This is a genomic window from Flavobacterium sp. LS1P28, from assembly GCF_003970335.1.
Classification (GTDB): domain Bacteria; phylum Bacteroidota; class Bacteroidia; order Flavobacteriales; family Flavobacteriaceae; genus Flavobacterium.
Map to the genome: position 1 here is coordinate 1 of NZ_RYDI01000024.1, position 25,526 is coordinate 25,526.

24 protein-coding genes and 1 tRNA gene are annotated in these 25,526 nt (G+C 34.7%); 8 read left to right on the plus strand and 17 right to left on the minus strand.

Features of this window, described 5'->3' with window-relative positions:
* Positions 1 to 41: 41 nt before the first annotated feature.
* From EKL97_RS14155 to EKL97_RS14180, 6 genes are all read right to left on the minus strand, one after another.
* A complete protein-coding gene (locus EKL97_RS14155) occupies positions 42 to 395 on the minus strand; it encodes a hypothetical protein (protein WP_126569136.1) in 354 nt (117 codons plus the stop codon).
* 25 nt (positions 396 to 420) lie between these two features.
* Positions 421 to 918 (minus strand): hypothetical protein, encoded by a 498-nt coding sequence (locus EKL97_RS14160; protein WP_126569137.1) that lies wholly within the window; start codon positions 916 to 918, stop codon positions 421 to 423.
* A 205-nt stretch (positions 919 to 1,123) separates the two neighbouring features.
* Positions 1,124 to 2,128: a hypothetical protein gene (locus tag EKL97_RS14165; RefSeq protein WP_126569138.1), complete on the minus strand. Its 1,005-nt coding sequence runs from the start codon at positions 2,126 to 2,128 to the stop codon at positions 1,124 to 1,126.
* A 23-nt stretch (positions 2,129 to 2,151) separates the two neighbouring features.
* Positions 2,152 to 2,613, minus strand: a complete 462-nt coding sequence (locus tag EKL97_RS14170; RefSeq protein WP_126569139.1) for a DnaJ domain-containing protein — start codon at positions 2,611 to 2,613, stop codon at positions 2,152 to 2,154.
* Positions 2,614 to 2,615: 2 nt separating this feature from the next.
* A complete protein-coding gene (locus tag EKL97_RS14175) occupies positions 2,616 to 2,840 on the minus strand; it encodes a hypothetical protein (RefSeq protein ID WP_126569140.1) in 225 nt (74 codons plus the stop codon).
* Positions 2,841 to 3,088: 248 nt separating this feature from the next.
* Entirely contained in the window at positions 3,089 to 3,862 is a 774-nt protein-coding gene (locus tag EKL97_RS14180) for a hypothetical protein (protein ID WP_126569141.1), read from the minus strand.
* 83 nt (positions 3,863 to 3,945) lie between these two features.
* Between EKL97_RS14180 and EKL97_RS14185 the strand changes: the two genes are divergently transcribed.
* Positions 3,946 to 4,179, plus strand: a complete 234-nt coding sequence (locus EKL97_RS14185; RefSeq protein WP_126569142.1) for a helix-turn-helix domain-containing protein — start codon at positions 3,946 to 3,948, stop codon at positions 4,177 to 4,179.
* A gap of 242 nt (positions 4,180 to 4,421) precedes the next feature.
* Entirely contained in the window at positions 4,422 to 4,631 is a 210-nt protein-coding gene (locus tag EKL97_RS14190; protein WP_126569143.1) for a helix-turn-helix domain-containing protein, read from the plus strand.
* A 72-nt stretch (positions 4,632 to 4,703) separates the two neighbouring features.
* Here EKL97_RS14190 and EKL97_RS14195 read toward each other — a convergent pair whose 3' ends face one another.
* The 3 genes from EKL97_RS14195 to mce all read right to left on the minus strand — a co-directional run bounded on the left by EKL97_RS14195 (position 4,704) and on the right by mce (position 6,741).
* A complete protein-coding gene (locus tag EKL97_RS14195) occupies positions 4,704 to 5,909 on the minus strand; it encodes a site-specific integrase (protein WP_126569144.1) in 1,206 nt (401 codons plus the stop codon).
* 213 nt (positions 5,910 to 6,122) lie between these two features.
* Positions 6,123 to 6,196 (minus strand) — tRNA-Ile (locus EKL97_RS14200).
* A 143-nt stretch (positions 6,197 to 6,339) separates the two neighbouring features.
* Complete coding sequence (gene mce, locus EKL97_RS14205) at positions 6,340 to 6,741, minus strand: methylmalonyl-CoA epimerase (protein WP_126569145.1); 402 nt, start codon at positions 6,739 to 6,741, stop codon at positions 6,340 to 6,342.
* Positions 6,742 to 6,959: 218 nt separating this feature from the next.
* On the opposite strand from mce, the gene EKL97_RS14210 reads away from it, so the two are divergent.
* Positions 6,960 to 8,612: an Ig-like domain-containing protein gene (locus EKL97_RS14210; protein ID WP_126569146.1), complete on the plus strand. Its 1,653-nt coding sequence runs from the start codon at positions 6,960 to 6,962 to the stop codon at positions 8,610 to 8,612.
* A 3-nt stretch (positions 8,613 to 8,615) separates the two neighbouring features.
* Here the strand turns inward: EKL97_RS14210 and EKL97_RS14215 are convergent, their stop codons facing one another.
* On the minus strand, positions 8,616 to 9,386 hold the full coding sequence (locus tag EKL97_RS14215; RefSeq protein ID WP_126569147.1) for an amidohydrolase: 771 nt from the start codon (positions 9,384 to 9,386) through the stop codon (positions 8,616 to 8,618).
* A 73-nt stretch (positions 9,387 to 9,459) separates the two neighbouring features.
* Between EKL97_RS14215 and EKL97_RS14220 the strand changes: the two genes are divergently transcribed.
* A complete protein-coding gene (locus EKL97_RS14220) occupies positions 9,460 to 10,023 on the plus strand; it encodes a hypothetical protein (RefSeq protein WP_126569148.1) in 564 nt (187 codons plus the stop codon).
* 110 nt (positions 10,024 to 10,133) lie between these two features.
* Here the strand turns inward: EKL97_RS14220 and EKL97_RS14225 are convergent, their stop codons facing one another.
* From EKL97_RS14225 to EKL97_RS14250, 6 genes are all read right to left on the minus strand, one after another.
* Entirely contained in the window at positions 10,134 to 10,880 is a 747-nt protein-coding gene (locus tag EKL97_RS14225; RefSeq protein ID WP_126458090.1) for a succinate dehydrogenase/fumarate reductase iron-sulfur subunit, read from the minus strand.
* Between the two features lie 88 nt (positions 10,881 to 10,968).
* Positions 10,969 to 12,969 carry a fumarate reductase/succinate dehydrogenase flavoprotein subunit gene (locus tag EKL97_RS14230; RefSeq protein WP_126458093.1) on the minus strand — a complete coding sequence of 667 codons (2,001 nt, stop codon included), beginning with the start codon at positions 12,967 to 12,969 and terminating at the stop codon, positions 10,969 to 10,971.
* A 13-nt stretch (positions 12,970 to 12,982) separates the two neighbouring features.
* Positions 12,983 to 13,648, minus strand: a complete 666-nt coding sequence (locus EKL97_RS14235) for a succinate dehydrogenase cytochrome b subunit (protein ID WP_126569149.1) — start codon at positions 13,646 to 13,648, stop codon at positions 12,983 to 12,985.
* A 725-nt stretch (positions 13,649 to 14,373) separates the two neighbouring features.
* On the minus strand, positions 14,374 to 14,607 hold the full coding sequence (locus EKL97_RS14240; RefSeq protein ID WP_126564378.1) for a hypothetical protein: 234 nt from the start codon (positions 14,605 to 14,607) through the stop codon (positions 14,374 to 14,376).
* Complete coding sequence (locus EKL97_RS14245) at positions 14,607 to 14,834, minus strand: hypothetical protein (protein ID WP_126564379.1); 228 nt, start codon at positions 14,832 to 14,834, stop codon at positions 14,607 to 14,609. Before EKL97_RS14245 ends, EKL97_RS14240 begins: the two co-directional genes overlap by 1 nt.
* Before the next feature lie 458 nt (positions 14,835 to 15,292).
* Positions 15,293 to 16,774: a helix-turn-helix domain-containing protein gene (locus tag EKL97_RS14250; RefSeq protein ID WP_126458099.1), complete on the minus strand. Its 1,482-nt coding sequence runs from the start codon at positions 16,772 to 16,774 to the stop codon at positions 15,293 to 15,295.
* A 161-nt stretch (positions 16,775 to 16,935) separates the two neighbouring features.
* Between EKL97_RS14250 and aceB the strand changes: the two genes are divergently transcribed.
* Positions 16,936 to 18,537 (plus strand): malate synthase A, encoded by a 1,602-nt coding sequence (gene aceB / locus EKL97_RS14255; RefSeq protein WP_126569150.1) that lies wholly within the window; start codon positions 16,936 to 16,938, stop codon positions 18,535 to 18,537.
* Between the two features lie 62 nt (positions 18,538 to 18,599).
* A complete protein-coding gene (gene aceA, locus EKL97_RS14260) occupies positions 18,600 to 19,880 on the plus strand; it encodes an isocitrate lyase (RefSeq protein WP_126569151.1) in 1,281 nt (426 codons plus the stop codon).
* Positions 19,881 to 19,954: 74 nt separating this feature from the next.
* On the opposite strand, the gene EKL97_RS14265 is transcribed toward aceA, so the two are convergent.
* Positions 19,955 to 22,792 (minus strand): WD40/YVTN/BNR-like repeat-containing protein, encoded by a 2,838-nt coding sequence (locus tag EKL97_RS14265; RefSeq protein WP_126569152.1) that lies wholly within the window; start codon positions 22,790 to 22,792, stop codon positions 19,955 to 19,957.
* 215 nt (positions 22,793 to 23,007) lie between these two features.
* On the opposite strand from EKL97_RS14265, the gene EKL97_RS14270 reads away from it, so the two are divergent.
* Complete coding sequence (locus tag EKL97_RS14270) at positions 23,008 to 24,300, plus strand: aminopeptidase P family protein (protein WP_126553033.1); 1,293 nt, start codon at positions 23,008 to 23,010, stop codon at positions 24,298 to 24,300.
* A gap of 370 nt (positions 24,301 to 24,670) precedes the next feature.
* Positions 24,671 to 25,471, plus strand: coding sequence for a TIGR00266 family protein (locus tag EKL97_RS14275; RefSeq protein ID WP_126569153.1), 801 nt, complete (start codon positions 24,671 to 24,673; stop codon positions 25,469 to 25,471).
* Positions 25,472 to 25,526: the final 55 nt, after the last annotated feature.

The window sequence follows — 25,526 nt, forward strand, 5'->3', positions numbered from 1 at the left end:
ATTGAAGAATTTAACAATCAAATTAATTACAAAAATGTAGCTTAACTTAATGTGCAGTTTTTATTTGCATATCCAGTATTAGAATTGTGCTCAATCATTGTTGTAGAAATAAGTCCTATCCATTCTTCAACCGACAAATCATTTTTAACTAATCTACTTGTAGTTTGTGCTTGTTTCATAAAATTCTTTATTGTGGTAAAAGTTATCGAAACTTCATTGCTGAAAACTTCATTTAATTCAAGTGAAATATCTCCCAGTTTATTATTTAAGATATGAAATGTCATTCTATATTCAATTTTGGAAATACTGCTTGAATCCAACCTCATGTCAGTACCTTGTTTCATACTTTGCATTGCTTCCATGAAATTTGGATATCTGTTTTCAAGTTTTATCATATTATTTTGTTTTTAAGATTTCATATTATTTTGAAAAAATTTCATCAATTTCGTTGTTTGCAGATTTGCCATTAAGTAAGTCTTGAAAATTAACCAGCTGACTCATAGTGTCAATTTTTATAAAATCTTCGTATCCGTCGTATTTTTTAATAATTACTTCGAATATTCCATCTTCGTACCCTCTGAAAATTAAAGTGAATTCTTGTGTAAACTTATCGACATATCCATGAAATTTATAACTTTCTTTATCCATTACTTTAAACCTAACAATTTCTTTTTCAAATTCTTTTTCGTGTTCTTCATTCAGTTTTGACCATTTTATAGATGTAGAAATTGCATCCTTTAATAATTTTGCACTTGAAGGACCTAGTCTGTAAGCTTCTTTAATAGAATAGCTATCATTGTAGCTGTAATGTTGGTAAGTTTCAATGTAAGTGTCTTTTGTTCCTTTTGATACTGTAATTTTATCCTGTGAAAAACATAGTAAAGGAAAAAGGATAATAAATATTTGTAGTTTTTTCATTTGTTTGGGTTGGTTAATAATATTATCCCGTTTTGAGATTTATTAAAACAGTTTAAAGTAAGTAAGCAGTTTTTAGCTTCTAGTTCTTTTTTCTAGTACTTCGCAAATTTTCTAGTTGCGCAAGTCACAAATAAATATCATTTCCCCGTAATATTTCTAAAACAAGAAATAGTTCAAGGGTTAAGATAAACTTTGCGTTCATTTCTTATAATTTAATTATTTCAAATGAATTGATAAATTCATTGAATAGTTTATCTGTATTTTGTTTACTTGTAACTTGTAGCATGTAACTTTTCATTTTATGATGAAAATATACAGCTTTTGATTGTCTGTTTTCTTGAGAATTTTGATAATAAACAGCATCAATATTTTTAAATTTACCTCGCTGATTTTTTATTGCCATTTCATCGAATTTTGTTTGATAATAAGTCAAATCTTCTTGATTATGTTTACTTAGCTCTTCTTTATTTTGACCTTCTAAGACATTACTTAAATCACTTACATTTATGTTATAATCGATTCCCTTTACAAAAACATGAAATGGTTTTGAATTGTCTGATAGTCCGTTTTGTTCTAGTTGTTCTACTCTTAAAATATCTAATAATAATTTTCCTTTACATTTTATTATGAAATTTTCATTTTTAAAAACTTGAAAACCTTCTATTTGTGCTTTTGTTTCGTCAAAATCATTTTGAGTTTTGTTAACCAGAGCCTTTTTGAGTTTTATGGATTTAATACTTTTAGATAAATCATCATTGATGTTATTATTAAAACTAATAGAATTTAATAAAATCCTATTTGTATTATCTTGAATAACTGCATATACTATGTAAGATTTTAAATTCACCAAACCCAATCTTTTTCCTTTGTTATCCTTTTCATAATAGGATATTAAACCCTTAAAACCGTTAATTTCAAATTTTTCTTTTTTCACAAAAGTTTGTCCATTAAACATTTCTTGAGAACTATAATAATTAACATAGCTTTTTAACTCATCTTCAAGATTTGAAGCGGTTTCATTAGCAACAACAATACCTAAATAGGTATGTTCAGGAAATTTCCAACTGTTCTCCTTAAATTTTTTAAATTTAATTGGTATTTCTATAAAGTAATTTTTGGACAACGGTGTTTCCACAAATTTGGTTGGAGTTTTATTTCCGCAAGAAATAATTAGAATTATTAATGCTAATCCTGCTATTATTATTTTCATTTTTTTAAGTTTTTCTTGATTGTTTATAAACATGCTCTAAATATTATCATTACTATTACTGCTGCAATTCCATAAAAGATAACCATTTCAAGCATTCTTGAACCAGCAGCTTTTGTCGCCGTAACACTTAATTCTGCAATTTCTTTAATTGTTAGTTTTGCCAGATCTACTGCTTGTTTTCTGGCATTTTCTATCCATTTTTCTAAGATATCATCATCAAATGAATATTGTTTGTTTTCACTTTTTTGATTGTCATTAGTTTCTTTCTTTTCAAATTTTGAATATTCGATATCATATTTAGCTCTTGCTTCTGGGTCTAAAAGAATTAATTTTGCCTCGTTGATATCTTGCATTTTTTCTGTTGAATCGATATTTGGATTTTTATCAGGATGCCATTTTATAGCTTGTTTTTTGAATGCAATCTTGATTTCTTCTTCTGATGATATTTTATTAATGTCAAGAATTTTATAGTAATTTTTGAACATTATTAAATCGTTTTGTCTAATTTGAAATTGTCGTCTTCCTTCTTTTTCTCAATTAAACTATCTGGTTTTTTCCAAATTGCTCTTATTCCAGCTATAAGTCCTCCAAAGAGTATAATTCCAAAAATACCTGGATTTGAATTTCCACTACTCTTCTGGCTAGCAATTAATACTCCAAATATTAATAGGAAGACCAATATTGCTCCAATGGTTACTAAAATTTTTGTCATAATTAAATTTTTTATAGTTAAGATATTTTCTTTCTTTTAACGTACATAGCACGAGTATAATATGATTCTAATGCATTTGCTTTTTTTTGATTGACTAATTTCACAAGAAGAATTTGATTTCAAAAGGAATCCTTTCTTTTCTAATAGTTGTAACAGCCAAAACTTTCCTGCTATAAATGCAAGTATTAATGTATTTATCTACTCTAAATTGGTTTTCAGCTTTCCCCTTTTTGGTGTAGATTACTCTTTTAGTAAAAGTACTGAGTTAAGTCATTTGAGCCCCCTGAACTAACATTGTTGCGTTTCTTCTCAGTTGGAAAATTATTTTGATCATACTTAAATGTGTAATTCACATCTGGTCCATCAGCACTATCTTTAGTCCTGTTATTTGGAAAAAACATATCTTTGTAAGTGTCAATTAACAAATTAAAACCTAAGACATTTTTGAAAGGATTATGCTTATTGTCGTACTCGAAAATCTGTGTAACGGTAAGAATGCCATATAAAAAAGTTTCTATTTTAACTATATTTCCATTTACAATAGTTAATATACCTGCACTGCCTTCAGTACCACTTTGATTTAGTTTATAAGAAATAGTGCCATTAGCATTGTATGTATATGCGTAGGAGATAGTGCCTCCATAATTTCGTTTAAAAACTTCAGTAGCTAGTTTCCCATCAACATAAGTATATTCTTGTGAACTTTGAAAATTATTATCCACCCTTTCTTCAATTTTAGTAATCAAATTCCCTGTATATGTATAGTTAGCGACAAAACCTCCGTCATTGCTTGCACTTACAATTTTGTTACCATCGTATTTATAAGTAGTTGTGACAATATCATTGGCGCTGTAAGTGCGTATTTTTTTTTTTACTAAGACCTTAGTAATTGGTTCTGTGCTATTTGTATCAGTAACTGGTTCTGAAACACTTTCATCTTTAGAGCAAGATGTAATTACTAATAAGGTAACAGTAACTAAGCAAAGTAATTTTTTCATTTTTGTTTTCATTTTTGTTTTCATAATAATTTTATTTATTTACGTTGTATTCAAATAGGGGCAAATATGCTTATTGCATAATTGGTTTATTCAACGAATTTTATTTCGTGGATAATCAAAATAAAATAAGCATATTAATTAGCTTTGGCGGAAAGCTTCGACAACTTCGTTTAGCAAAAGGATTCACCCAAGAACAACTTGCAAATGAACTTGGTATCGAAATTTCCCAAATCAGCAGAATTGAAAGAGGCGTTATTAATACCTCTATTACTACTTTATATGCTATTTCCAAAGCTCTAAAAATTGATATTTCAGAACTGTTTGTTTTTGATACTCCTTAAATTTTAAATTAAAAACAAACCTATATTACTTTTGCTAGTTTCTTTTACTAACAAAGAAACGTGTATTACTTTCTTTCCACAATACCCACTTTTAGTGATATGTTAACAAAGTAATTTGTTTTAAAAATCATTCCATTACGGTTTTCCACATTCTGTGAAAATAAAACACAGTTATCTTTTACGATAACCACATTAATCAAATATAGAACAAATTTTGACTTATCATAAAAGATAATTAAGATTTGGAAAATTCCTTACAAATAAAGGTTGGTAAACGTATTCAGGAAATCAGAATTGAGAAGAATATATCTCAACAAGATTTGGCTGCGAAGTGTAACTTTGAGAAGAGTAATATGTCTAGATTAGAAGCGGGAAGAGCTAATGCGACGCTTTCAACTATAGAAATAGTTGCCAACGCTTTAGAGGTTGATGTAGTTGAACTTTTTAAATAGATAGATGTTTTTAATTTCTAAAAGCAATATCCCGATTAATCACAAGTTGAATGTTTAATCAAAATACGTTTCTTATTTTAATTTCACAGAAAGACTTATCATTGCTTCACTCACTTTCTTCTGTACTACCTTACCGTAACTTTCCTGTGTAATGACCATGTTTGAATGACCTAGTAACTCAGATACAATTTCCATAGGAACATCATTGTATAGGAGGACAGTTGAAGCGAATGTTTTCCTAGCAATGTGGTGCGTAAGACGTTTTTCAATTCCAGTTACATCTGCAATCTCTTTTAAATATGAATTGAATTTTTGATTGCTTATTGATGGAAATATGCGGTTACTATCAGTTGAGTATTTCTCAATAATTTCTTGAGCTTTAGAAAGTAGTGGAATGGAGATTTGACGTTGTGTCTTCTCTCTCTTCATTTGAATCCAGTTAACATCGTCAAAACCTATTTGGATATTCTGCTTAGAAAGATGTGCCATCTCAACATACGCTAACCCTGTATAACAACAGAAAACAAATAAATCTTTTACTAAAGCAAGTCTTGGCTGTGATATTTGTGTCTTTTCGACCGTTTCTAATTCCTCATGAGTTAGAAATATAACTTCCTTTTTTACTTTCTTTGCTTTGTACAGTATAAAAGGATCTTTTTCTAAAAACCCTTCAGCTATTCCAATTGTAATAAGCCTTCTGAATCGTTGTATCGCCTTGTTAATAGTAGACTGGCATTGATTTTGTTCTGTTTTAAGATAGTATTCAAATTCTGTTAGAAATTGCAAATTGATTTTATCTAACGAGATGTCATTCTTTTTATATTTGAATTTAATGAAACCAACAATCTGAATACAGGCATAATTATATTTCTTCCATGTTGCTAGTTTTAAGTCTTTGCCAATTAATTTAAAGATTTTGTCTAGATATTTTTGGAAGTATCTAACCACAAATTCACTTTCTTTAAAAGGTTTTCCAAGGTATTTATGGTAAATATCATCTGCTTCAAAATCATCTGTTTCCAATATAATAGACAAATAGGCGTTTTTAATTTTCTGCTTTATTAATTCTAACTGAATATTAGTACTTATAGCATCTAATGCTTTTGAAGTCGTTAATTGACGTTTAGCATCCCAAAACTTTGGGTCGACAAAGTAACCTGTTGCATTTTCTTTTCTGATACCTTGATAGGTAATCCTTACATTGACTGGACACAGCCCCTTACCGTTTAGTTTGGTGAGTTTGATAACAAACAAAATTGTGAAATTCTCTTTTTTCATAGCTAATTGATTTAGTGTTAATTAGCATACATTTTTGACTTGAAAATAGGCACCCTCGTAAAATTGAATGGGTATCCGAATAGCACCCCTTTTTATAGTTAAAAAGTTGACAAGTTGGCTATTTCAGAAAATCTATGAAATCATAGAAACCCCTGTTTTACTGGGTTTACTGCATAAAAAAAGCCCTTCAATTACTTGAAAGGCTTGTAAGAGTGGTCCCACCTGGGCTCGAACCAGGGACCACCTGATTATGAGTCAGGTGCTCTAACCAGCTGAGCTATAGGACCGGTTAAGAGTGTGCAATATTACTACTATTTTTCATGTACTCCAAATATTTTGACTTAGATTTCAATAATATTTCAATGATTCATTGCTTTCAAGCAGAAACTTGCTGAATAGTAGAATACTAAATGAATTATCCTAAAAACACTTATTTTATTTCCTGACACAACTCAATCAAAACGCCATTCGTACTTTTTGGATGCAAAAAGACAATTAACTTGTTATCAGCCCCTTTTTTAGGAATTTCATTTAATACAATAAAACCTTCTTTTTTTAAACGCGCAATTTCTAAAACTATATCTTCTACGTCAAAGGCAATGTGGTGTATGCCTTCTCCCTTTTTTTCAAGAAACTTAGCAATAGGACTTTCTGGATTGGTAGCCGCTAAAAGCTCAATTTTGTTCGGTCCATTCATAAAAAAAGAAGTTGTTACTCCTTCACTTTCTACCGCCTCGAATTTGTAGGCCGGAGCTCCAAAAAGCTTTTCAAAAACTTTATTAGAAACTTCTAAATTCTTAACTGCAATCCCAATGTGTTCTATTTTCCTCATTATTTATGTTTTGAGCGCAACGCTACTTTAGTTGAAAAACTCTACTACCACTGCGAATTATAACTACAATTATTTTTCAGTGTAAAATTAAACATTAAAAAGAAAAAACAAGGTCCCCACAAAAGGCAAGTTGAATTTATTACGCATAATAATTTTATAAAAAATAGCAATCACATGAATTATAATTGTTATTTTGTAAATTCTAATTATGATTTGATATGTTGAAAAACAATTTAAAATACGCCTTCTTATTATTGCTTTTTATTGTAGCTGGTTGTGCCAAAAGAGGCTCTATCACCGGGGGATTAAAAGATACTATTGCGCCTGTTTTGAAAATGAGTTTCCCGGAAAACTTCAACACAAACTTCAAAGGAGATGAGATTAAGTTGGTATTTGACGAAAATATTAAAATAAAAAACCTGAACAAACAATTGATTATTTCGCCACCAATGAAGAACGATCCATTGGTTTTACCCACAACGGCAAGCAAAACGATCACCATAAAAATTAAAGATACGTTACAACCCAATACTACGTACAGCTTTAATTTTGGACAAAGTATTGCTGATAATAATGAAGGGAATCCGTTAAATCAATTCAAATATGTATTTTCTACCGGCGATTATATTGACTCTTTAAGCCTTGGTGGTACTCTGAAAAGTGCGTATGAAAAAGAAGTGGAATCATTCGTATCAGTTATGCTTTACGAAGTCAATGACAGTTTCAAGGACTCCGTTGTTTATACTGAAACCCCAAGATATGTAACCAACACATTGGACAGCTTGAAGACGTTTCGTTTAGAGAATTTAAAAGCAGGGAAATATCTTCTTGTAGCCATGAAAGACTACAACAGCAACAATAAATACAACCCAAAAACAGATAAAATTGGATTTAGCAAAGACTTTATTACGATTCCAAATGACACTATTTATGAGTTAGAATTATTTAAGGAAACACTTCCTTTTAAAACATTTAAGCCTAGTCAAGCCTCAGGAAACCGTTTGTTAGTAGGATATGAGGGACTAATAAATTCTGCTGATGACAGGCCCAAAATAATTTTAAAAAACAACAACGATCTTCTGCCTACTGTCATTACTAAATTTCCAAAAAAAGATTCCCTTCAAATCTGGTACAAGCCCATTAAAGCTGATTCACTAAATTTGGCTGTAGCCAAAGGTCAATATGAATCGAAATTCAACTTTAAAATAAAAGATCAGAAAAAAGATACTTTAAACGTCATAGCTCTGCAAAACGGAACCTTAAAATTTAGAGAGCAATTTACATTAGAAAGTAATACTCCTTTAACCCGTTTCGAAAATTCGAAAATAAACCTAACCAATAACGCAAAAGATGCAGTGTCGTTTACCACTAAATACGACGAATTCAATCAAAAGCTATTTTTTGATTTCATAAAAGAACCTTCCGAAAATTATACATTTGAAATTTTACCTGGAGCGTTAACTGATTTTTTCGAACAAACAAACGATACTTTAACGTATAAATTAAACACTCAAAGCACTGCTGATTATGGGAATCTGACCGTGCAGTTGCAAAAAGCAAAACAATTCCCCGTCATTGTTGAACTCACGAATGCAAAAGGGGACGTTTTAGCTACTGAATATACCGAGGAAAACACCACAATAAATTTTAATTTAATTGACCCCGAGCTGTACACGCTCCGAATTATTTATGATGCCAATAAAAACAAGGAATGGGATTCCGGTAATTATTTAGAAAAACGTCAAGCCGAGGAAGTGATTTACTTTTCCAAAGAAATTCCTGTTCGGGCAAATTGGGACGTCAACCTGGCATTTGATTTAAGTCTTCCCTACATTCCGGAACCTAAAAAGAAAACCAACAAGAAGAAATAAACGTTACCTGTTTTCTATTTCAAAAGAATCTCTGTCATTCAAAAAACCCAATTTTTGTCGGGTTTCCAGCATTTTTTCTGGGTCTAATTCTACTAAAAACAAACCTTCTGTTTCTATTGGTTCTTGAATGTAATTCCCCAGAAAATCGACTGCTTGTGAGTGACCTATGTATTCATAACCATTTGCGTCAATGCCGATTCTATTGACACCAATAGCATAGCACATGTTTTCTATCGCTCGTGCTTTCAATAAAGCATCCCAAGCATTTGTTCTAATTTTTGGCCAGCTTGCAACATAAATCACCAAGTCATAATCCTCTGAATTTCTGGAAAATACAGGAAATCTCAAATCGTAACATATTTGAAGGCAAATTTTCCAATCTAAATAATTTACAATCGTTTTTTGGGTGCCACTAGTATATACTTTATCTTCGCCAGCTAAAGTAAACAAGTGTTTTTTATCATAGCACTGAATTGTTCCAGAAGGAAATACAAACACCATTCTGTTGTAAAAATTTCCGTTTTCCTTAATAACTAAACTTCCTGTTATAGCACTATTTGTAGCTTTTGCCAATGATTGTAACCATACAATGGTTTCGCCTTGCATTGTTTCTGCAACATCCTTTGGATTCATCGTAAAGCCCGTTGTGAACATTTCAGGAAGCACAATCAAATCTACCTTTTCAGTAAGAGCATTGATTTTTTCTTCGAAATAGTTTCGGTTGGCTTTTGGGTTTTCCCAAACTAAAGGAGCTTGAATTAGGATAATTTTCATTTTACTTTATTTTTTATAAAAATAAGAAATATCACAATACCATAAGTTCATTATATTAGCAAAAAAGAACTTTATGAAAAAGATATTTCTTGTATACTCTTTTCTGTTTTCTGTTTTTATTTTTGGACAGGAAAAATCGGGAGCGAAACAATTTTGGGAAAACCTACAAAAACAATGTGGGAAATCCTTTGAAGGAACAGTCACAGAGGGTGCAACCAATGATACTTTTCGGGATAAAAAACTGGTGATGCATGTCCGCAACTGCGATGAAAAAACGATTCGGATTCCGTTTTTTGTAGGAGACGACAAATCAAGAACATGGGTACTTGCTTATGATAACGATCGCATCCAGTTGAAACACGACCACCGCCACGAAGATGGCTCGGAGGATAAGGTGACACAATATGGAGGTACAGCGACTAATGCGGGGTCAGCAACGCTTCAGTTTTTTCCGGCAGATGAGGAAACCTGTGATTTGATTCCAAATGCTGCTGCAAATGTTTGGTGGATTACTCTTGACGAAACTTCTTTCACGTACAACCTAAGGCGCATCGGTTCTGACCGACTGTTTACCGTGAAATTTGATTTGACAAAAACAGTAGGTACGCCTGCCGCACCTTGGGGATGGAAAGATTAGTGTATAATAGATTATTTTATATAAAAAAACGCATTCAACTTTGACATTGAATGCGTTTTAAATTATTATGCAATCCTTGTCCTTTGAGTTTGACCTTTAGGACTAAATGTTTACCCTTTTAAACTGGCCGATAAATATTCTCTATTCATTCTGGCAATATTTTCAAGAGAAATTCCTTTTGGACATTCTACTTCACAAGCTCCAGTATTGGTACAGTTCCCAAAACCTTCCGCATCCATTTGGCTCACCATATTCAATACACGGTCAGTAGCTTCAATTCTTCCTTGTGGCAACAACGCATATTGAGATACTTTTGCAGCGACAAAAAGCATCGCCGATGAGTTTTTACAACTCGCCACACAAGCTCCACAACCAATACAAGTAGCCGCATCAAAAGCATTATCCGCATCTTCCTTATTAATAGGGATCGTATTAGCATCAATAGTATTTCCTGAGGTGTTTACGGATATAAATCCTCCCGCATGTTGAATCCTGTCAAAAGAACTTCTATCGACCACTAAATCCCTTATTACAGGAAAAGCTTTAGCTCTAAACGGCTCAATAAAAATGGTGTCACCATCCTTGAACATTCTCATGTGCAATTGACAAGTGGTAACGCCACGGTCTGGTCCGTGCGCTTCCCCATTGATATACAAAGAACACATTCCGCAAATTCCTTCGCGACAATCGTGATCAAATGCAACTGGTTCATCCCCTTTCATGATCAATTCGTCATTCAAAATGTCAAGCATTTCAAGAAATGACATGTCTGGCTCAATATGATCTATAGGATACTCAACTATTTTACCTTCTGCAGCGGCATTTTTCTGACGCCATATTTTTAATGTAAGTTTCATATTTTTAGTTTGAAAGTCATAGAGTCGAAAGTCGAAAGTCGATTGACATGGAGTCACTTGACTTTAAGACGTTAGACATTAGACTAAATTATTTATAACTTCTTTGAACTAATTTCACGTTATCAAATACCAACGGCTCTTTGTGTAAAATTGCTTCGCTTGGTTTCCCAGTGTATTCCCATGCTGCTACGTAAGCAAAATTCTCATCGTCACGTTGCGCTTCTCCTTCTTCAGTTTGGTATTCTTCACGGAAATGTCCTCCGCAAGATTCATTACGGTGTAATGCATCTTTAGCAAATAATTCTCCCAATTCAAGGAAATCGGCAACACGAGTTGCTTTCTCCAATTCTTGATTCAAACCATTCGCATCTCCGGGAACTTTTACTTCTTTGTAAAACTCTTCACGCAAAGCAGCAATTTCTACAATTGCTTCGTTTAATCCTTTTTCATTACGAGCCATTCCCACTTTGTCCCACATAATTTTCCCTAATTTCTTATGAAAATAGTCAACAGAATGTGTTCCTTTATTGTTCATGAATCTTTCGATTTGGTCTTTTACCGCTTTTTCAGCAGCAACAAATTCAGGTAAATCTGTAGATATGGCACCCATTTTAATGTCTGGAGCTAAATAATCTCCAATAGTATATGGCAATACGAAATACCCATCTGCTAAACCTTGCATCAAAGCCGAAGCTCCAAGTCTGTTAGCTCCATGATCTGAGAAGTTCGATTCCCCAATGGAAAAACAACCCGGAATAGTAGTTTGCAAGTTATAATCAACCCAAGTACCTCCCATTGTATAATGTACCGCAGGGTAAATCATCATTGGAGCAGTATAAGGATCTTCATCTACAATTTTATAATACATTTGGAACAAGTTCCCGTATTTACTTTTTACAAGTTCAGTACCTAATTTAGTTACTAATTTAGTATCATTAGTATCCAATCCTTTCACATACGCTTGTTCATTTCCGTACCGTTGAATAGCTGCCGCAAAATCCAAATAAACTGCTTCACCTGTTTTGTTTACTCCAAAACCTGCATCACATCTTTCTTTGGCAGCACGGGAAGCTACATCACGAGGCACTAAGTTACCAAAGGCAGGATACCTTCTTTCTAAGAAATAATCTCTTTCATCTTCTGATAAATCGGTTGCTTTTTTCTTTCCTTCTCGAATCGCTTGCGCATCTTCTAATTTTGCAGGAACCCAAATACGTCCATCATTTCGCAATGATTCTGACATTAATGTCAATTTTGACTGGTGGTCTCCTGAAACAGGAATACAAGTAGGGTGAATTTGTGTGTAACAAGGATTAGCGAAGAAAGCCCCTTTTTTGTGGATTTTCCAGGCAGCAGTAGCGTTACTTCCCATTGCATTAGTTGACAAGAAGAAAACGTTTCCGTAGCCTCCAGAAGCAATAACAACAGCATGAGCAGAGTGTCTTTCTATTTCACCGGTAACTAAGTTACGAGCGATAATTCCTCTTGCTTTTCCGTTTACGATTACTAAATCCAGCATTTCATGACGGTTGTGCATTTTTACTTTACCACGACCTATCTGGCGATTCATTGCTGAGTAAGCACCCAAAAGCAATTGTTGACCTGTTTGCCCTTGTGCATAAAAAGTACGAGAAACCAAAGTTCCGCCAAAAGAACGGTTATCTAATAACCCTCCATATTCACGAGCCAATGGAACACCTTGCGCCACACATTGGTCAATAATATTACCGGAAACTTCCGCCAAACGGTGTACGTTAGCCTCACGAGCACGATAATCACCACCTTTTACGGTGTCGTAAAACAATCTGTGAACTGAATCACCGTCTCCTTTATAATTTTTTGCAGCGTTGATTCCTCCTTGTGCAGCAATGGAGTGCGCACGACGGGGTGAATCTTGAAAACAAAATGCTTTTACGTTATATCCTAATTCTGCTAATGTTGCAGCAGCAGAACCTCCAGCAAGACCTGTACCCACTATAATTATATCTAAATTACGTTTGTTAGCAGGGTTTACTAAATTAATATGATCTTTATAATTTGTCCATTTGTCCGCAATTGGACCTGTAGGAATTTTTGAATCTAATGCCATTTATAATTGAATATTAATGATTGAAATGATGAAATAATGCAATAAAAATGAAACCAAAAGGAACTACAATTGCAAAAGCATATCCTAATGTATGCAACGATTTTGAATATTTATTATTAAAACCTACAGATTGAAAGGAGGAATTGAAACCATGCCACAAGTGTAACGATAACAAAAGAAACGAAACGCAATAAATTGCCGTACGAATACCACTTTCAAATTTATGCGTCAACTCAGCGAAATATCTGGTTTCGTCAAGCGGATTAACCGCTACATATTTATACACCATTTCAGGAACCCAGAAATCGTAAAAATGTAGTAGTATAAAAGCAAGAACTACTAAACCACTAACAATCATATTTCTTGAAGCCCAAGAGGAATTAGCCGCGCCGTTGTTCTTAACGTAAGAAATTGGTCTGGCACTGTTATTTTTGATTTCCAAAACGATACCCATTACAAAGTGAAATACAACACCTAAAATAAGAATGGGTTGGATTACAAACTGAACCAACGGATTATTTCCCATAAAATGAGAAATAGAGTTAAAAGCGTCAGGACTAAAAACGGAGGTGCTGTTTATAAAAAAATGTTGTGCTAAAAATAAAATTAAGAAAAGTCCAGAAAGCGCCATAGCGACTTTTTTTGCTATCGATGACTTTAATAATGCAGATTTTGCCATAGGAATTTGAATGAATTAATTTAAGAATCACACAAAAATAGAGCAATTAGTAGTGAACTACAACCTTTTCGTTATAATTTATAATCATTTTAAAGTGCTAAAGCTCCGAAGTTAATAATTTACTTAAACCCGGCACTTAATATATTGTAAATCTGTCATTTAGCAGAACAAAAACAATATATTTTAAAATTTAACGATTGCAAATGAAAACAATAATCCTTAAAATATTCACATTAAACGTATCATATCAATAATTTTGGCATGGTTTATTTTTCAAATTCTTAAAAAGTCACTAAATACAATTTTAACAACTTTAAAAAAATTGTCGTCAAACTCCTAAATTTACTTTTATAAGCAAAAAAACTAAACTAACATCATCTCTTTTGATGTTCTAAAAATACACGGGCCTAAAAATATGGACTGCACCAATGAAATGGCGAAATCTGTTTCTAAGTATATTCTACTCCTTAAAATGAATCCTGAAATTTCATTTTAACTTCTATAAAAAACACAACAATATAGACATTAATACCATTGTCAAATCGAGCCTAGTCGTGTTATAAAATGGGTTATTGTGCTAACACTTTATATATTTCATTAAGTATTGCAGGATCTTACTACTGTGTAACATAAAATAAAGGCTGTCTTCGTAATGGAGACAGCCTTTATTTCAACAAAGACTTAGTCTATACAAAATACTAAGCCTCATTTATTTTCCATAGTACTTAATTACAATTCCCACCGCAGTCTTGCGCGTTTTGATAATCTTCCGGAGTAATGGTGTAAACTTCGGTGCGTTCATCTCTAAACATTGGATTAAAAATGTTTCTAGCTTGATTAAAACATTGATTTGTTGCAGTACATTCTTGATAAATTACCTTTTTCGTGTTGTTAAAAGTAATCTCAATATGTGTTAAATTATTTTGAACCGAAGAACCCAAGAAAGGTATGTATTGCATTAAAAATCCGGCCCGTAGGGTGGAGTATCCGTGAAAGTTTTGTTGATTTTATCAGCGTTATTTAGAATTACTTTATTGGATATATTTTTCACACCATTATAATAAGGAATGATTTCTATCTCAACACTTGAATTATTTATAATAGTATAATTATGGTTTCTATCTCCTCCTTGTTCTGTACAGCTACTAAAAAGCAGTATGAGCAATAAAAATAGTATATTCTTCATATTTTTAGTCTTGCCAATTATTAAATAATTCTTCTGCAAAAATCTCAGTTGGATTATCGTATTTGTTTTTGATATTATCGCGCCATTCCCATCACGATCTTGCTCCCACTGGTGCTTGCTCTAATTGCGGTAACGTATAGCCACTCACTCGATCTATAGGTTTGTTATTAGATAATGCTCTACTGATAATTATTTACAGAATAAGGATTTTCTATTTTTTTTCATGTTTAATGTACTCGTTACGATCAATAGATTTAGCAGAATCCGCGGAGATTTCAGAATCGTCAGCACAAGATCCCAAAAGTAGTATAGAAATTGTTAGAAGAACAAAATTAAAAGGCATTACTTTTTTTATCAAGTTAATATATTTAAGGTTAATTCTTACGAAGATAAAAATTATTTAAATACAAACTAACCGTAAACGCTTTATTTACAATTAAATAACAAGAGTTTTAAAGTCAATTGAATTTCGCCATATATTTTTGAACAATCGCTTCCGTATTCTCGTTTCGCATTTTTTGCTCTAACTGAATTGGTGGCGAAGCACGTTCCAAACAATTTTTTACCGCACAGGTCTCACAGGTAACCCCAACAATTTGTTTTTTAATGGAGTCGTTTTCCATAAACTTAAATTTTTTCTTCACGGCCGGAGTAATTAAAATCCCTACTGAAATACTGCGGATACAATCTACCTTGAACGGATCCGGTGTTGCGGATGAAAAAACAAGATATTCATTTTTACTGTTTTCATAACTGGAGATTTGTGCATCAAAAAAGTGGTTTTTATTTTGCTTCAAAGACTCCTCAATTGTGCGTATCGAAACCCATCTTCGGCAGTAATGCTCATTCATTTCATTCGCATGCGGCTCCTGCTGATTGGTGATGTGTAATTCTTTCTTTATCTGATAGGTGTCCGTTCCTTTTTGATGGGACAATCGCAGGAAAAAAAGATTTTTTAACTGAAAATCTTTTGGCAAAATATTGGTCAATCTTTGGTAGAATGATTCCGGAGAAACATTAAACCCGCTCATCAAAGCAATCATTTCCTGAGGTTTCGGATCTGTTTTGGACAAAAATAAATTCAGTTCGTCTATCAGTTTCTGTCGTGGAATAAGCAATGCTCCCGCAAAGTATGAAGCATAAAAATTATTCAGAACTTGGTCGAAATTATCAAATTTAATCCAACTGAACGTATACAGTCTATCGGTGATTGCGAGATAATTATACGCAATTTCTTTGGCCAGAATAAATGCTTTTTGAGGTTCGTCAATATCTAATGAAAGTAACAAAGTCTTGCTTTTTGGCACAAAAATCGATCTCAAATCCCCCAATTGTTCTTGTTCCGAAAAAACAAGTTCTTTTATCGTATATCCGTATTCCTCCATTAATATTGCTGTGAGTTCTTCAATCGAAATTTTAGTGTCAATATTTACGTAAAATGCTTTGGAAAACTGCAACACCTTCAGCTCTAAATCTTCAAAATAATTAGTGTGCGCTTCCTGATACGAACGCAATGAAGCCAAGAAGAAACTCTCTCTGGTTAAATTATAATGTTGCGCAATCTCAATAATCGTACTGATAAACGCATTGACTTTTGCAGGAGCGTTAGCAATAATGTCGATAAGATCATTTTCCTGAATCCCAAAAATATCCAACGGGATCTCTTTCAGAATGCCAGATTTTAGGATTTCTCCAATGGGTGCCAGATTATTATCCAGTTTCAAGGAAACCATATTGTCATAGGAAATATCGAGTTTTTCGGCTAACAGAATAATTTTATCCGTTTTAGGATACTTTTTCCCTTTTTCAATTTCGTTCAAGTACGATTTTGAAAGGTCCGTGATTTTTGCCAAACCAAATAAAGACAGTTTTTTATTGGTACGAGCCTGCTTGAGTTTAAGTCCAAAAATTAACTTGATATAATCCTTTTCTATATTCATATTTCAAAGATAATGTAAAAAATATTTACGCCAAAAAAAATATTTTTAATTTTTAGCGTACGTTCGCTTGTTTTGTAAAAAACTTTTTGTAGTATTGCAGTGTTGAATAATTAATAATTATCAGCAAAAGTTTAATAGTATCAATTTAAATGTGTTAAAAAATGAATTTTAAAGAAGTATATTCGAAAAATTTGTTAAATTTTTCAGAAGAAACCACCGAGCAGTACCCGGAAATCTTAACTGATGAAGCCATGACTTTTTTGTCTTTACTTCATGAAAATTTCAACAAAAAAAGACTCGACCTTTTAGAAGAACGAAAAAAACAACAGGATTTATTTGATCAGGGGGTCTTACCCACTTTTCCTGCTGAAACAAAAAGCATCCGAGAAAGCAATTGGAAAGCAGCGCAAACACCCAAGGATTTATTAGACCGAAGAGTCGAAATAACAGGACCAGTCGACAGAAAAATGGTGATCAATGCCTTGAATTCCGGAGCAAAAACCTTCATGGCTGATTTTGAAGATAGTACTTCGCCTACGTGGAGCAACCTAATGTCAGGACAGCAAAACCTGAAAGACGCGGTGAATAAAACCATCACTCTTGAAGACAAGATAAAAAATAAAAAATACAGCCTGAACGACAAAACTGCCGTTCTGCTTGTCAGACCACGAGGATTGCATTTGCCGGAAAAAAATATTTTGATTGATGGAGAACAAACTTCGGGATCGCTAATTGACTTTGGTTTGTATGCTTTCCATAATTACAAACAACTTATTGAGGATGGAACGGCGCCCTATTTTTACATTCCAAAACTGGAACATTATCTGGAAGCGCGATGGTGGAATGAGGTTTTCGAATTCACGCAGGAATATTTGGGTGTAAATAACGGAACATTCAAAGCTACAGTTTTGATAGAGACCATTACGGCCAGTTTTCAATTGGATGAAATCATTTTTGAACTGAAAGAGCATATTGTAGGCCTTAATTGCGGTCGATGGGATTACATTTTTTCATACATAAAAAAATTAAGAAAAAATCCAATTTTCATTGTGCCCAATAGAGATCAGGTGACTATGACTGCCCCATTCATGAGTGCGTATTCCCAATTGGTTATACAAAGATGCCATAAACGAAATATTCACGCAATAGGCGGAATGGCGGCACAAATTCCGATAAAAAACAACGAAGAAGCCAATAAAATTGCTTTCGATAAAGTAATTGCGGACAAAGAACGGGAAGTAAAAAATGGTCATGACGGCACTTGGGTTGCACATCCAGATTTGGTTCCGCTTGCCATGACGGTATTCGACAAATACATGCCAAACCAAAACCAAATTCAGGTAAAAAGAGAAGACGTATACGTTACCGAAAGTGATTTACTGGAAACGCCAAAAGGAACCATTACCGAGCAAGGTGTTCGAAAAAACATCAGTATTTCGGTTTTATATATTGCTTCATGGCTCAACGGACAAGGCGCCGCGGCCTTGCACAATTTAATGGAAGATGCCGCTACTGCTGAGATTTCAAGATCACAATTGTGGCAATGGCTGCAAAACAAAGTGGTTTTAGATAATCAAAAAGTCCTGACTGAAAAATACTATCACCGACTGGCTATGGAAGAATTTGAAAAAATAAGAAAGCTCGTTGGAGATGAGAATCACGAAAAACAAAAATACAGATTGGCAGAACAATTATTAGATATTCTGGTCGTGAACGACAATTTTATCGAGTTTTTGACTATTCCAGGATACAAATACATTTAAAATTTCAATAAAATCAATTTCAATAAAAAATCATTAAACACCATTAAACCTTTATAAACACTATGAAAACTACAGAAACAAGAATTCAAGAATTAGTTACCGACTGGATTACAAACCCAAGATGGAATGGCATTGAGCGACCATATACTGCTGAAGAAGTGGTGAAATTGCAAGGTTCGTATCAAATAGAACATAGCGTAGCCAGAATTGGAGCGAATACTTTATGGAATAAACTAAATGCTCAGGATTTTGTAGCCGGACTTGGCGCGCTTACCGGAAACCAAGCCATTCAAGAAGTAGAAGCAGGATTAGACGCCATTTATTTGAGCGGATGGCAAGTTGCTGCTGATGCAAACGTAGCCGGCGAAATGTATCCTGACCAATCTTTATATCCTGCTAACAGTGTTCCATTGGTTGTAAAACGTATCAATAACGCTTTATTGAGAGCAGATCAAATACAAGTGGTTAACGGGACTGCAGACAAAAAAGAATATTTAGTTCCTATTGTGGCTGACGCCGAAGCCGGTTTCGGAGGAAACCTAAATGCTTTTGAATTAATGAAAGCGATGATTGAAGCGGGAGCAGCCGGAGTTCACTTTGAAGATCAATTGAGTTCTGCTAAAAAATGCGGTCACTTGGGTGGAAAAGTATTGGTTCCTACGCAAGAAGCCATCAATAAATTGATTGCGGCTCGTTTAGCAGCTGACGTAATGGGAACGCCAACAATTGTTGTGGCACGTACCGATGCGGATGCAGCCAACTTATTGACTAGCGATATTGACCCACGAGACGCTAAATTCATCACAGGCGAAAAAACAGGAGAAGGCTTTTTCTATGTAAATTGTGGTGTGGAGCAAGGAATTGACAGAGGATTGAGCTATGCGCCTTACGCTGATTTAATTTGGATGGAAACTAGCAATCCGGATCTGAATTACGCTAGAAAATTTGCTGAAGGAATTCACGCAAAATTCCCAGGAAAAATGTTGGCTTACAACTGTTCGCCTTCTTTCAACTGGGCTGCAAAATTATCCGTTGCTGAAATGGAAACATTCCGCGAAGATCTTGCGGCAATGGGATACAAATTCCAATTCATCACTTTAGCTGGATTCCATGCACTAAATACCAGCATGTTCGAATTGTCTAAAGCCTACAAAGAAAGAGGAATGGCAGGATATTCTGAATTGCAGGAAAGAGAGTTTGCTTTGCAAAAACACGGTTTCAAAGCGGTAAAACACCAAGGTTTCGTAGGAACATCTTATTTTGATGCGGTACAAAATACTGTAACAATTGGGAAATCTTCTACAACCGCAATGAAAGATTCTACAGAAGCGGCACAGTTTTAAACAGAACAACAACTATAAAAAAAACACGATTTCATCTGAAATCGTGTTTTTTGTTTTTAAAATAAAAGGACTGTTTATTTTGATTCGATAATTTCAAGATCAGTAACCACTTTCTCTTTTCCTTTTTGAATGCTTATTTTATTCACCGAAATTGGAAGGTAATAGTTGCCGTTTTTGGCTGGTTCCAATTTTAATTTTTTGTCTTTATTTTTCCAATTATCAGCAATTGCTTTGGTTATGGAAAGATCATATACGTGTTTGTTCAATCCTTTTACAGCCTTCACTTTCTGAGAATAAACCACTTCTTTCAAGCTGTTCTCAATTTGCAAAAGCACTTCTGCATCTCCATTCGAATAAAACCAAATCTCCGCTTTTGGCTCTGAAGCCTTAGCCCAAGAACTCCAGCTGTTGCCCCATTCTTTTGTTTTTTTTATCTTTTTAAGTTCGAAAACATGAAGATTTTCCGCTACAACTTTATCATTCAGTTGTTGCACTTGATCCAAATTGACTTTATAAATTGAACGACCGTGAGTTCCTACCACTAAATCTTTTGCTTTCTTTTGAATCACTAAATCGTGAACGGCCACGTTTGGAATTCCATTAGAAAAATCATCCCAAGATGTTCCTTTATTTAATGAAACATACAAACCGTTATCCGTTCCCAGATATATAACATTCTCGTTTACATTATCCTCCACAATTACATTCACAGGACTTGCAGGTAAATTATTGGCGATATTTTTCCACGTTTGACCAAAATCATCTGACATATAAACATAACTGGTAAAATCATCATTTCGATACCCATTCAAAGTCGCATACACTCTTTCTTTCTTATGTGCCGAAGCCACGACTCTGGAAACCCAGCGGTTTTGGGGCAAATTTCCCGAAATCTTGTTCCAAGTCGCCCCACCGTCTTTCGAAACATGAATCAATCCATCATCACTTCCTGTATAGAGTAACCCAAACTGCAAGGTACTTTCACTGATAACAGCAATTGTTCCAAAAGCAACATTTCCTTCTTTTGCTCCTTGCGTTAAATCCGGCGAAATAGCCGTCCAAGTTTCCCCTTGATTCATCGAACGATGCAAGAAATTAGATCCCATGTATAAAATATCCTGATTGTGTGAAGACAATAAAATAGGCGTTTGCCAATTGAATCGAAAGGGCTTTTCGTCCTTTTTTGGCTTTGGCGAAATATACTCCCGCTTGTTAGTGGCGCGATCAATTCTGTAATAATTTCCAAATTGAAACCCTGTAAAAACAATATTGGGATTCCTTTTGTCAATTTGAGTCTGCATTCCATCTCCACCCATCAAATTTTCGTAAGGATATTTTCCGGTTTGGTACCATTCTGAGGAATATTTATAATCACTTGGACCAACCCAAACCCCATTATCCTGCATCCCACCATAAATATTATACGGTTCTTGCTCATCTACATTTACTGAATAAAACTGACTCACTGAATGCGAATTACTTTTCACCCAGTGCGCTCCATCATCATACGAAATATTTAGACCGCCATCATTTCCATTGATTAAATGCCCAGATTTATTTGGGTTCACCCAAACAACATGATGATCCGCATGAACATTCTCTTCGCTTATGGAGGTGAATGTTTTTCCGCCATCATTTGATTTTATAATGGGCACACCAGATAAATAAATTTTATTGACATCGTTAGGATCAACTGAAATAACACTGAAATAATACCCGTATGAATAAAAGAAATCATCGATAAAATCTTGATGGGTCTTTGTCCAGTTTTTCCCGCCGTTACTTGATTTGTATACTTCGGCTCCAATAACTTCTGTTTCCGCTAAACTATTTATAGCATCCAAAACTACTTTGGCAGCTTCGTTAGGTTGCAAATAGCCGTTTTGAACCCAGTGTTTGATATTTTCGGCTCTGTATTTTTCGGTTAAACCGTAATTCTTTAAAATAGAGTTCAGACTTTTATTAGGTAATTTTAAGAATTCGTCTCCCGGAACAGAAAATGCAATTGGTAACGAATTACTTTTTTTGGATTGTAACGGTCTTTTAAATTGGTTGTCCAAAATGGCATACACATTTTCATCGTCATATACCGCTAAACCAATCCTTCCAACGCCTTCTCCAACCGGAAATCCGCTTTCAGCATTCGTGAAAAGTTTCCATGTCAATCCCGCATCTTCACTTTTATAAATTCCCGAAGTAGCACCGCTTCCTATAAAATCCCACGCTTTTCTGTCTTTACTCCAAGAAGCCGCATATTGAATCTTGAAATTTTTTGGTGAAACAGCCACATCTATAATTCCCGTTTCATCATTGATATAAAGGGTTTTACTCCACGTTTTCCCACCATTAGTCGTTTTGTAAATTCCTCTTTCTTCATTTTTTGAGTACAAATGACCCACGGCACCCACAACAACTTCATCTGGATTTGATGGATTTATCAAAATTCTGCTGATGTGATGGCTGTCGTGCAATCCCATATTTTGCCAAGTCTTTCCTTTGTCTTCGGATTTTAAAATTCCAATTCCGGCGTAAGACGATCGCGACGAATTGACTTCGCCAGTTCCTACCCAAATCGTGCCTTGTTTCCAGTCTATCGCAATATCACCCACATTTTGTGTAGGCGCCGCATCCATAATAGGCAAAAAACTCATTCCGTTATTATTCGTGTACCAAAGTCCGCCTGAGGCATAGCCCACATAAAACTCGGTTGGATTTTCGGGGTTTACATCTACATCTACCACTCTTCCGCTCATCACCGTTGGACCCACATTTTCGAAAGCAACATTTTGAAAAAGCGATTGTTTTTCCATTGTTTTTTTGGCTTCCAAGGCTTGCTGAATCGCTTCGGCAGAAACTTGTCCCCAGGAGACACTATGTGCAATAAGAGCCGAAAAGAGTACTATTTTTTTCATGTAAATTTATTTGAGTTGGAAAATTAATCATAAAAATAGTTATCTGAAAATTTTATCGTGTAATTAACATCCGTTTCTCTCAAAGTTAGTATTTTTGATTATTCAATATTATAAACAAATTGTTATAAAATGAGCGTAGCCAGAAATGGTATCAATACGAATCCTAACGCTCTGTGAACTACACATGATCCATAAAAAACAATAAAAATCAACACATGAAATACCATCAAATTGACAGTGATTTATTTATAAAAAACAGAGCAAAGTTCATGGCTCAGATGAAGCCAAAAAGCGTTGCTATTTTTAATTCTAATGATATTTATCCCGTTTCGGCAGATAGTACGTTGCCATTTGCACAACACCGCGACATCTTTTATCTGAGCGGAGTAGATCAGGAAGAAAGTATTTTATTGCTTTTCCCGGATGCGCCTTACGAGCACCAAAGAGAAATGGTATTCTTGAAAGAAACCAGTGAGCACATTGCGATTTGGGAAGGCGAAAAACTGACTAAAGAGCGTGCTTTTGAAGTAACAGGAATCAGAACTGTGTATTGGTTGCAGGAATTTGAAAAAGTCTTATTTGAGATGATGACGCACGCTGACACGATTTACATCAATACCAACGAGCATTACCGCGCTACTGTAGAAACCGAAACTCGTGAAGCCCGTTTTGTAAAATGGTGGAAAGACAAATATCCGGCACATGCTGTTGCAAAAAGTAACCCAATATTGCAACGCCTTCGTTCTGTAAAAGAAACCGAAGAATTGGATTTAATCCAAAAAGCATGTACTATTACGGAACTCGGTTTTAGAAGAATATTGCCTTTCGTGAAACCAAATGTAACCGAATACGAAATTGAAGCCGAGCTAATTCACGAATTCATTCGCAACCGTTCCAGAGGTTTTGCCTATACGCCAATTATTGCTTCCGGAAATAATGCTAATGTATTGCATTACATAGAGAACAATCAACAATGCAAAGCTGGTGATTTGATTTTGCTGGATGTTGCGGCTGAATATGCCAATTATTCCAGTGACATGACGCGTACCATTCCGGTTTCAGGAACGTATACCAAAAGACAAAAAGAAGTGTATAATGCCGTTTTACGCGTAAAAAATGAAGCGACTAAAATGCTGACAACAGGTACACTTTGGAAACAATACCATATCGAAGTTGGGAAATTAATGACTTCAGAATTGCTAGGTTTGGGTCTTATTGACACAGCCGATGTGCAAAACGAAAAACCGGAATGGCCCGCTTACAAAAAATATTTCATGCACGGAACATCACACCACATGGGGTTGGACACGCACGATTATGGAATCCTCACCGAACCCATGCAAGCGAATATGGTTTTTACCGTAGAGCCTGGAATCTACATTCCTGCCGAAGGTTTCGGAATCCGTCTGGAGGATAATATTATCGTTCAGGAAAGCGGCGAACCATTCAACATGATGCGCAACATCCCAATTGAAGTAGACGAAATTGAAGAATTAATGAACAGTTAATTCCTCAAAAACGTATAAGGAAATCGGTTTACAGCAATGTGAACCGATTTTTTTTGGGCGCTACCCAGCCTCCGTAAACTCCGGCTGCGTCGGGCTATTCGCTGCAAATGAAATTCACTGAACTCCTATAAAAATAAATGTACGGTGAAGTAATCCCTTGCGCACTTCAACGAGAAAATCTACAATTCCAAAACATCAATTCCAAAATCCATGGTAAAGCTGTAACTTTTTAATCATACTACCGACTTATTTAAAACAAAAAATATTTTAAACCATTAAGTAATTAAGAAAAATTAAGCTCTGATTCTAAATGAAACTTAATTTCTTAATGGTAAAAATCTTTTAAACAAAAACTTAAAGTACAGAAATCATGCAAGCACACGAAATAGACTACCACATTTACGGCGAGGAAATGCAATATGTGGAAATAGAATTAGACCCACAGGAAATTGTAATTGCCGAAGCGGGAAGTTTTATGATGATGGACAATAATATCCAAATGGAAACTATTTTTGGAGACGGTTCCGGACAAGAAAACGGATTGTTCGGCAAACTTTTAAGTGCCGGAAAAAGAGTATTGACCGGCGAAAGTCTTTTTATGACCGCGTTCATCAATCAAAATACTATCAAAAGCAAAGTTTCCTTTGCCTCACCGTATCCAGGGAAAATAATCCCAATTGACTTAACGCAATTTGCCGGCAAATTTATTTGCCAGAAAGATGCCTTTCTCTGCGCCGCTAAAGGCGTTTCTGTTGGAATCGAATTCTCTAAAAAACTCGGTCGCGGATTGTTTGGTGGCGAAGGTTTTATCATGCAAAAATTAGAAGGTGACGGTCTGGCGTTTGTGCATACCGGCGGAACATTAGCCAAAAAAGAATTAGCAACAGGCGAAATCCTAAAAGTCGATACCGGTTGCATCGTAGGTTTTACCAAAGATGTGGATTACGATATTGAGTTTATTGGCGGGATCAAGAATTCTATTTTTGGTGGCGAAGGATTATTTTACGCCACGCTTCGCGGTCCGGGAACAGTTTACGTGCAATCGTTGCCTTTCAGTCGACTCGCCGACAGAATCATCGCATCTGCTCCCAGAGCTGGCGGAAACAGTCGCGACGAAGGCAGTTTATTGGGCGGTTTAGGCAGTTTACTCAATGGTGATAAACGATTTTAGTTTACAAAGTATTTTGTCCAATTGTCATTCCGACAAAGGAGGGGTCTCATTATAA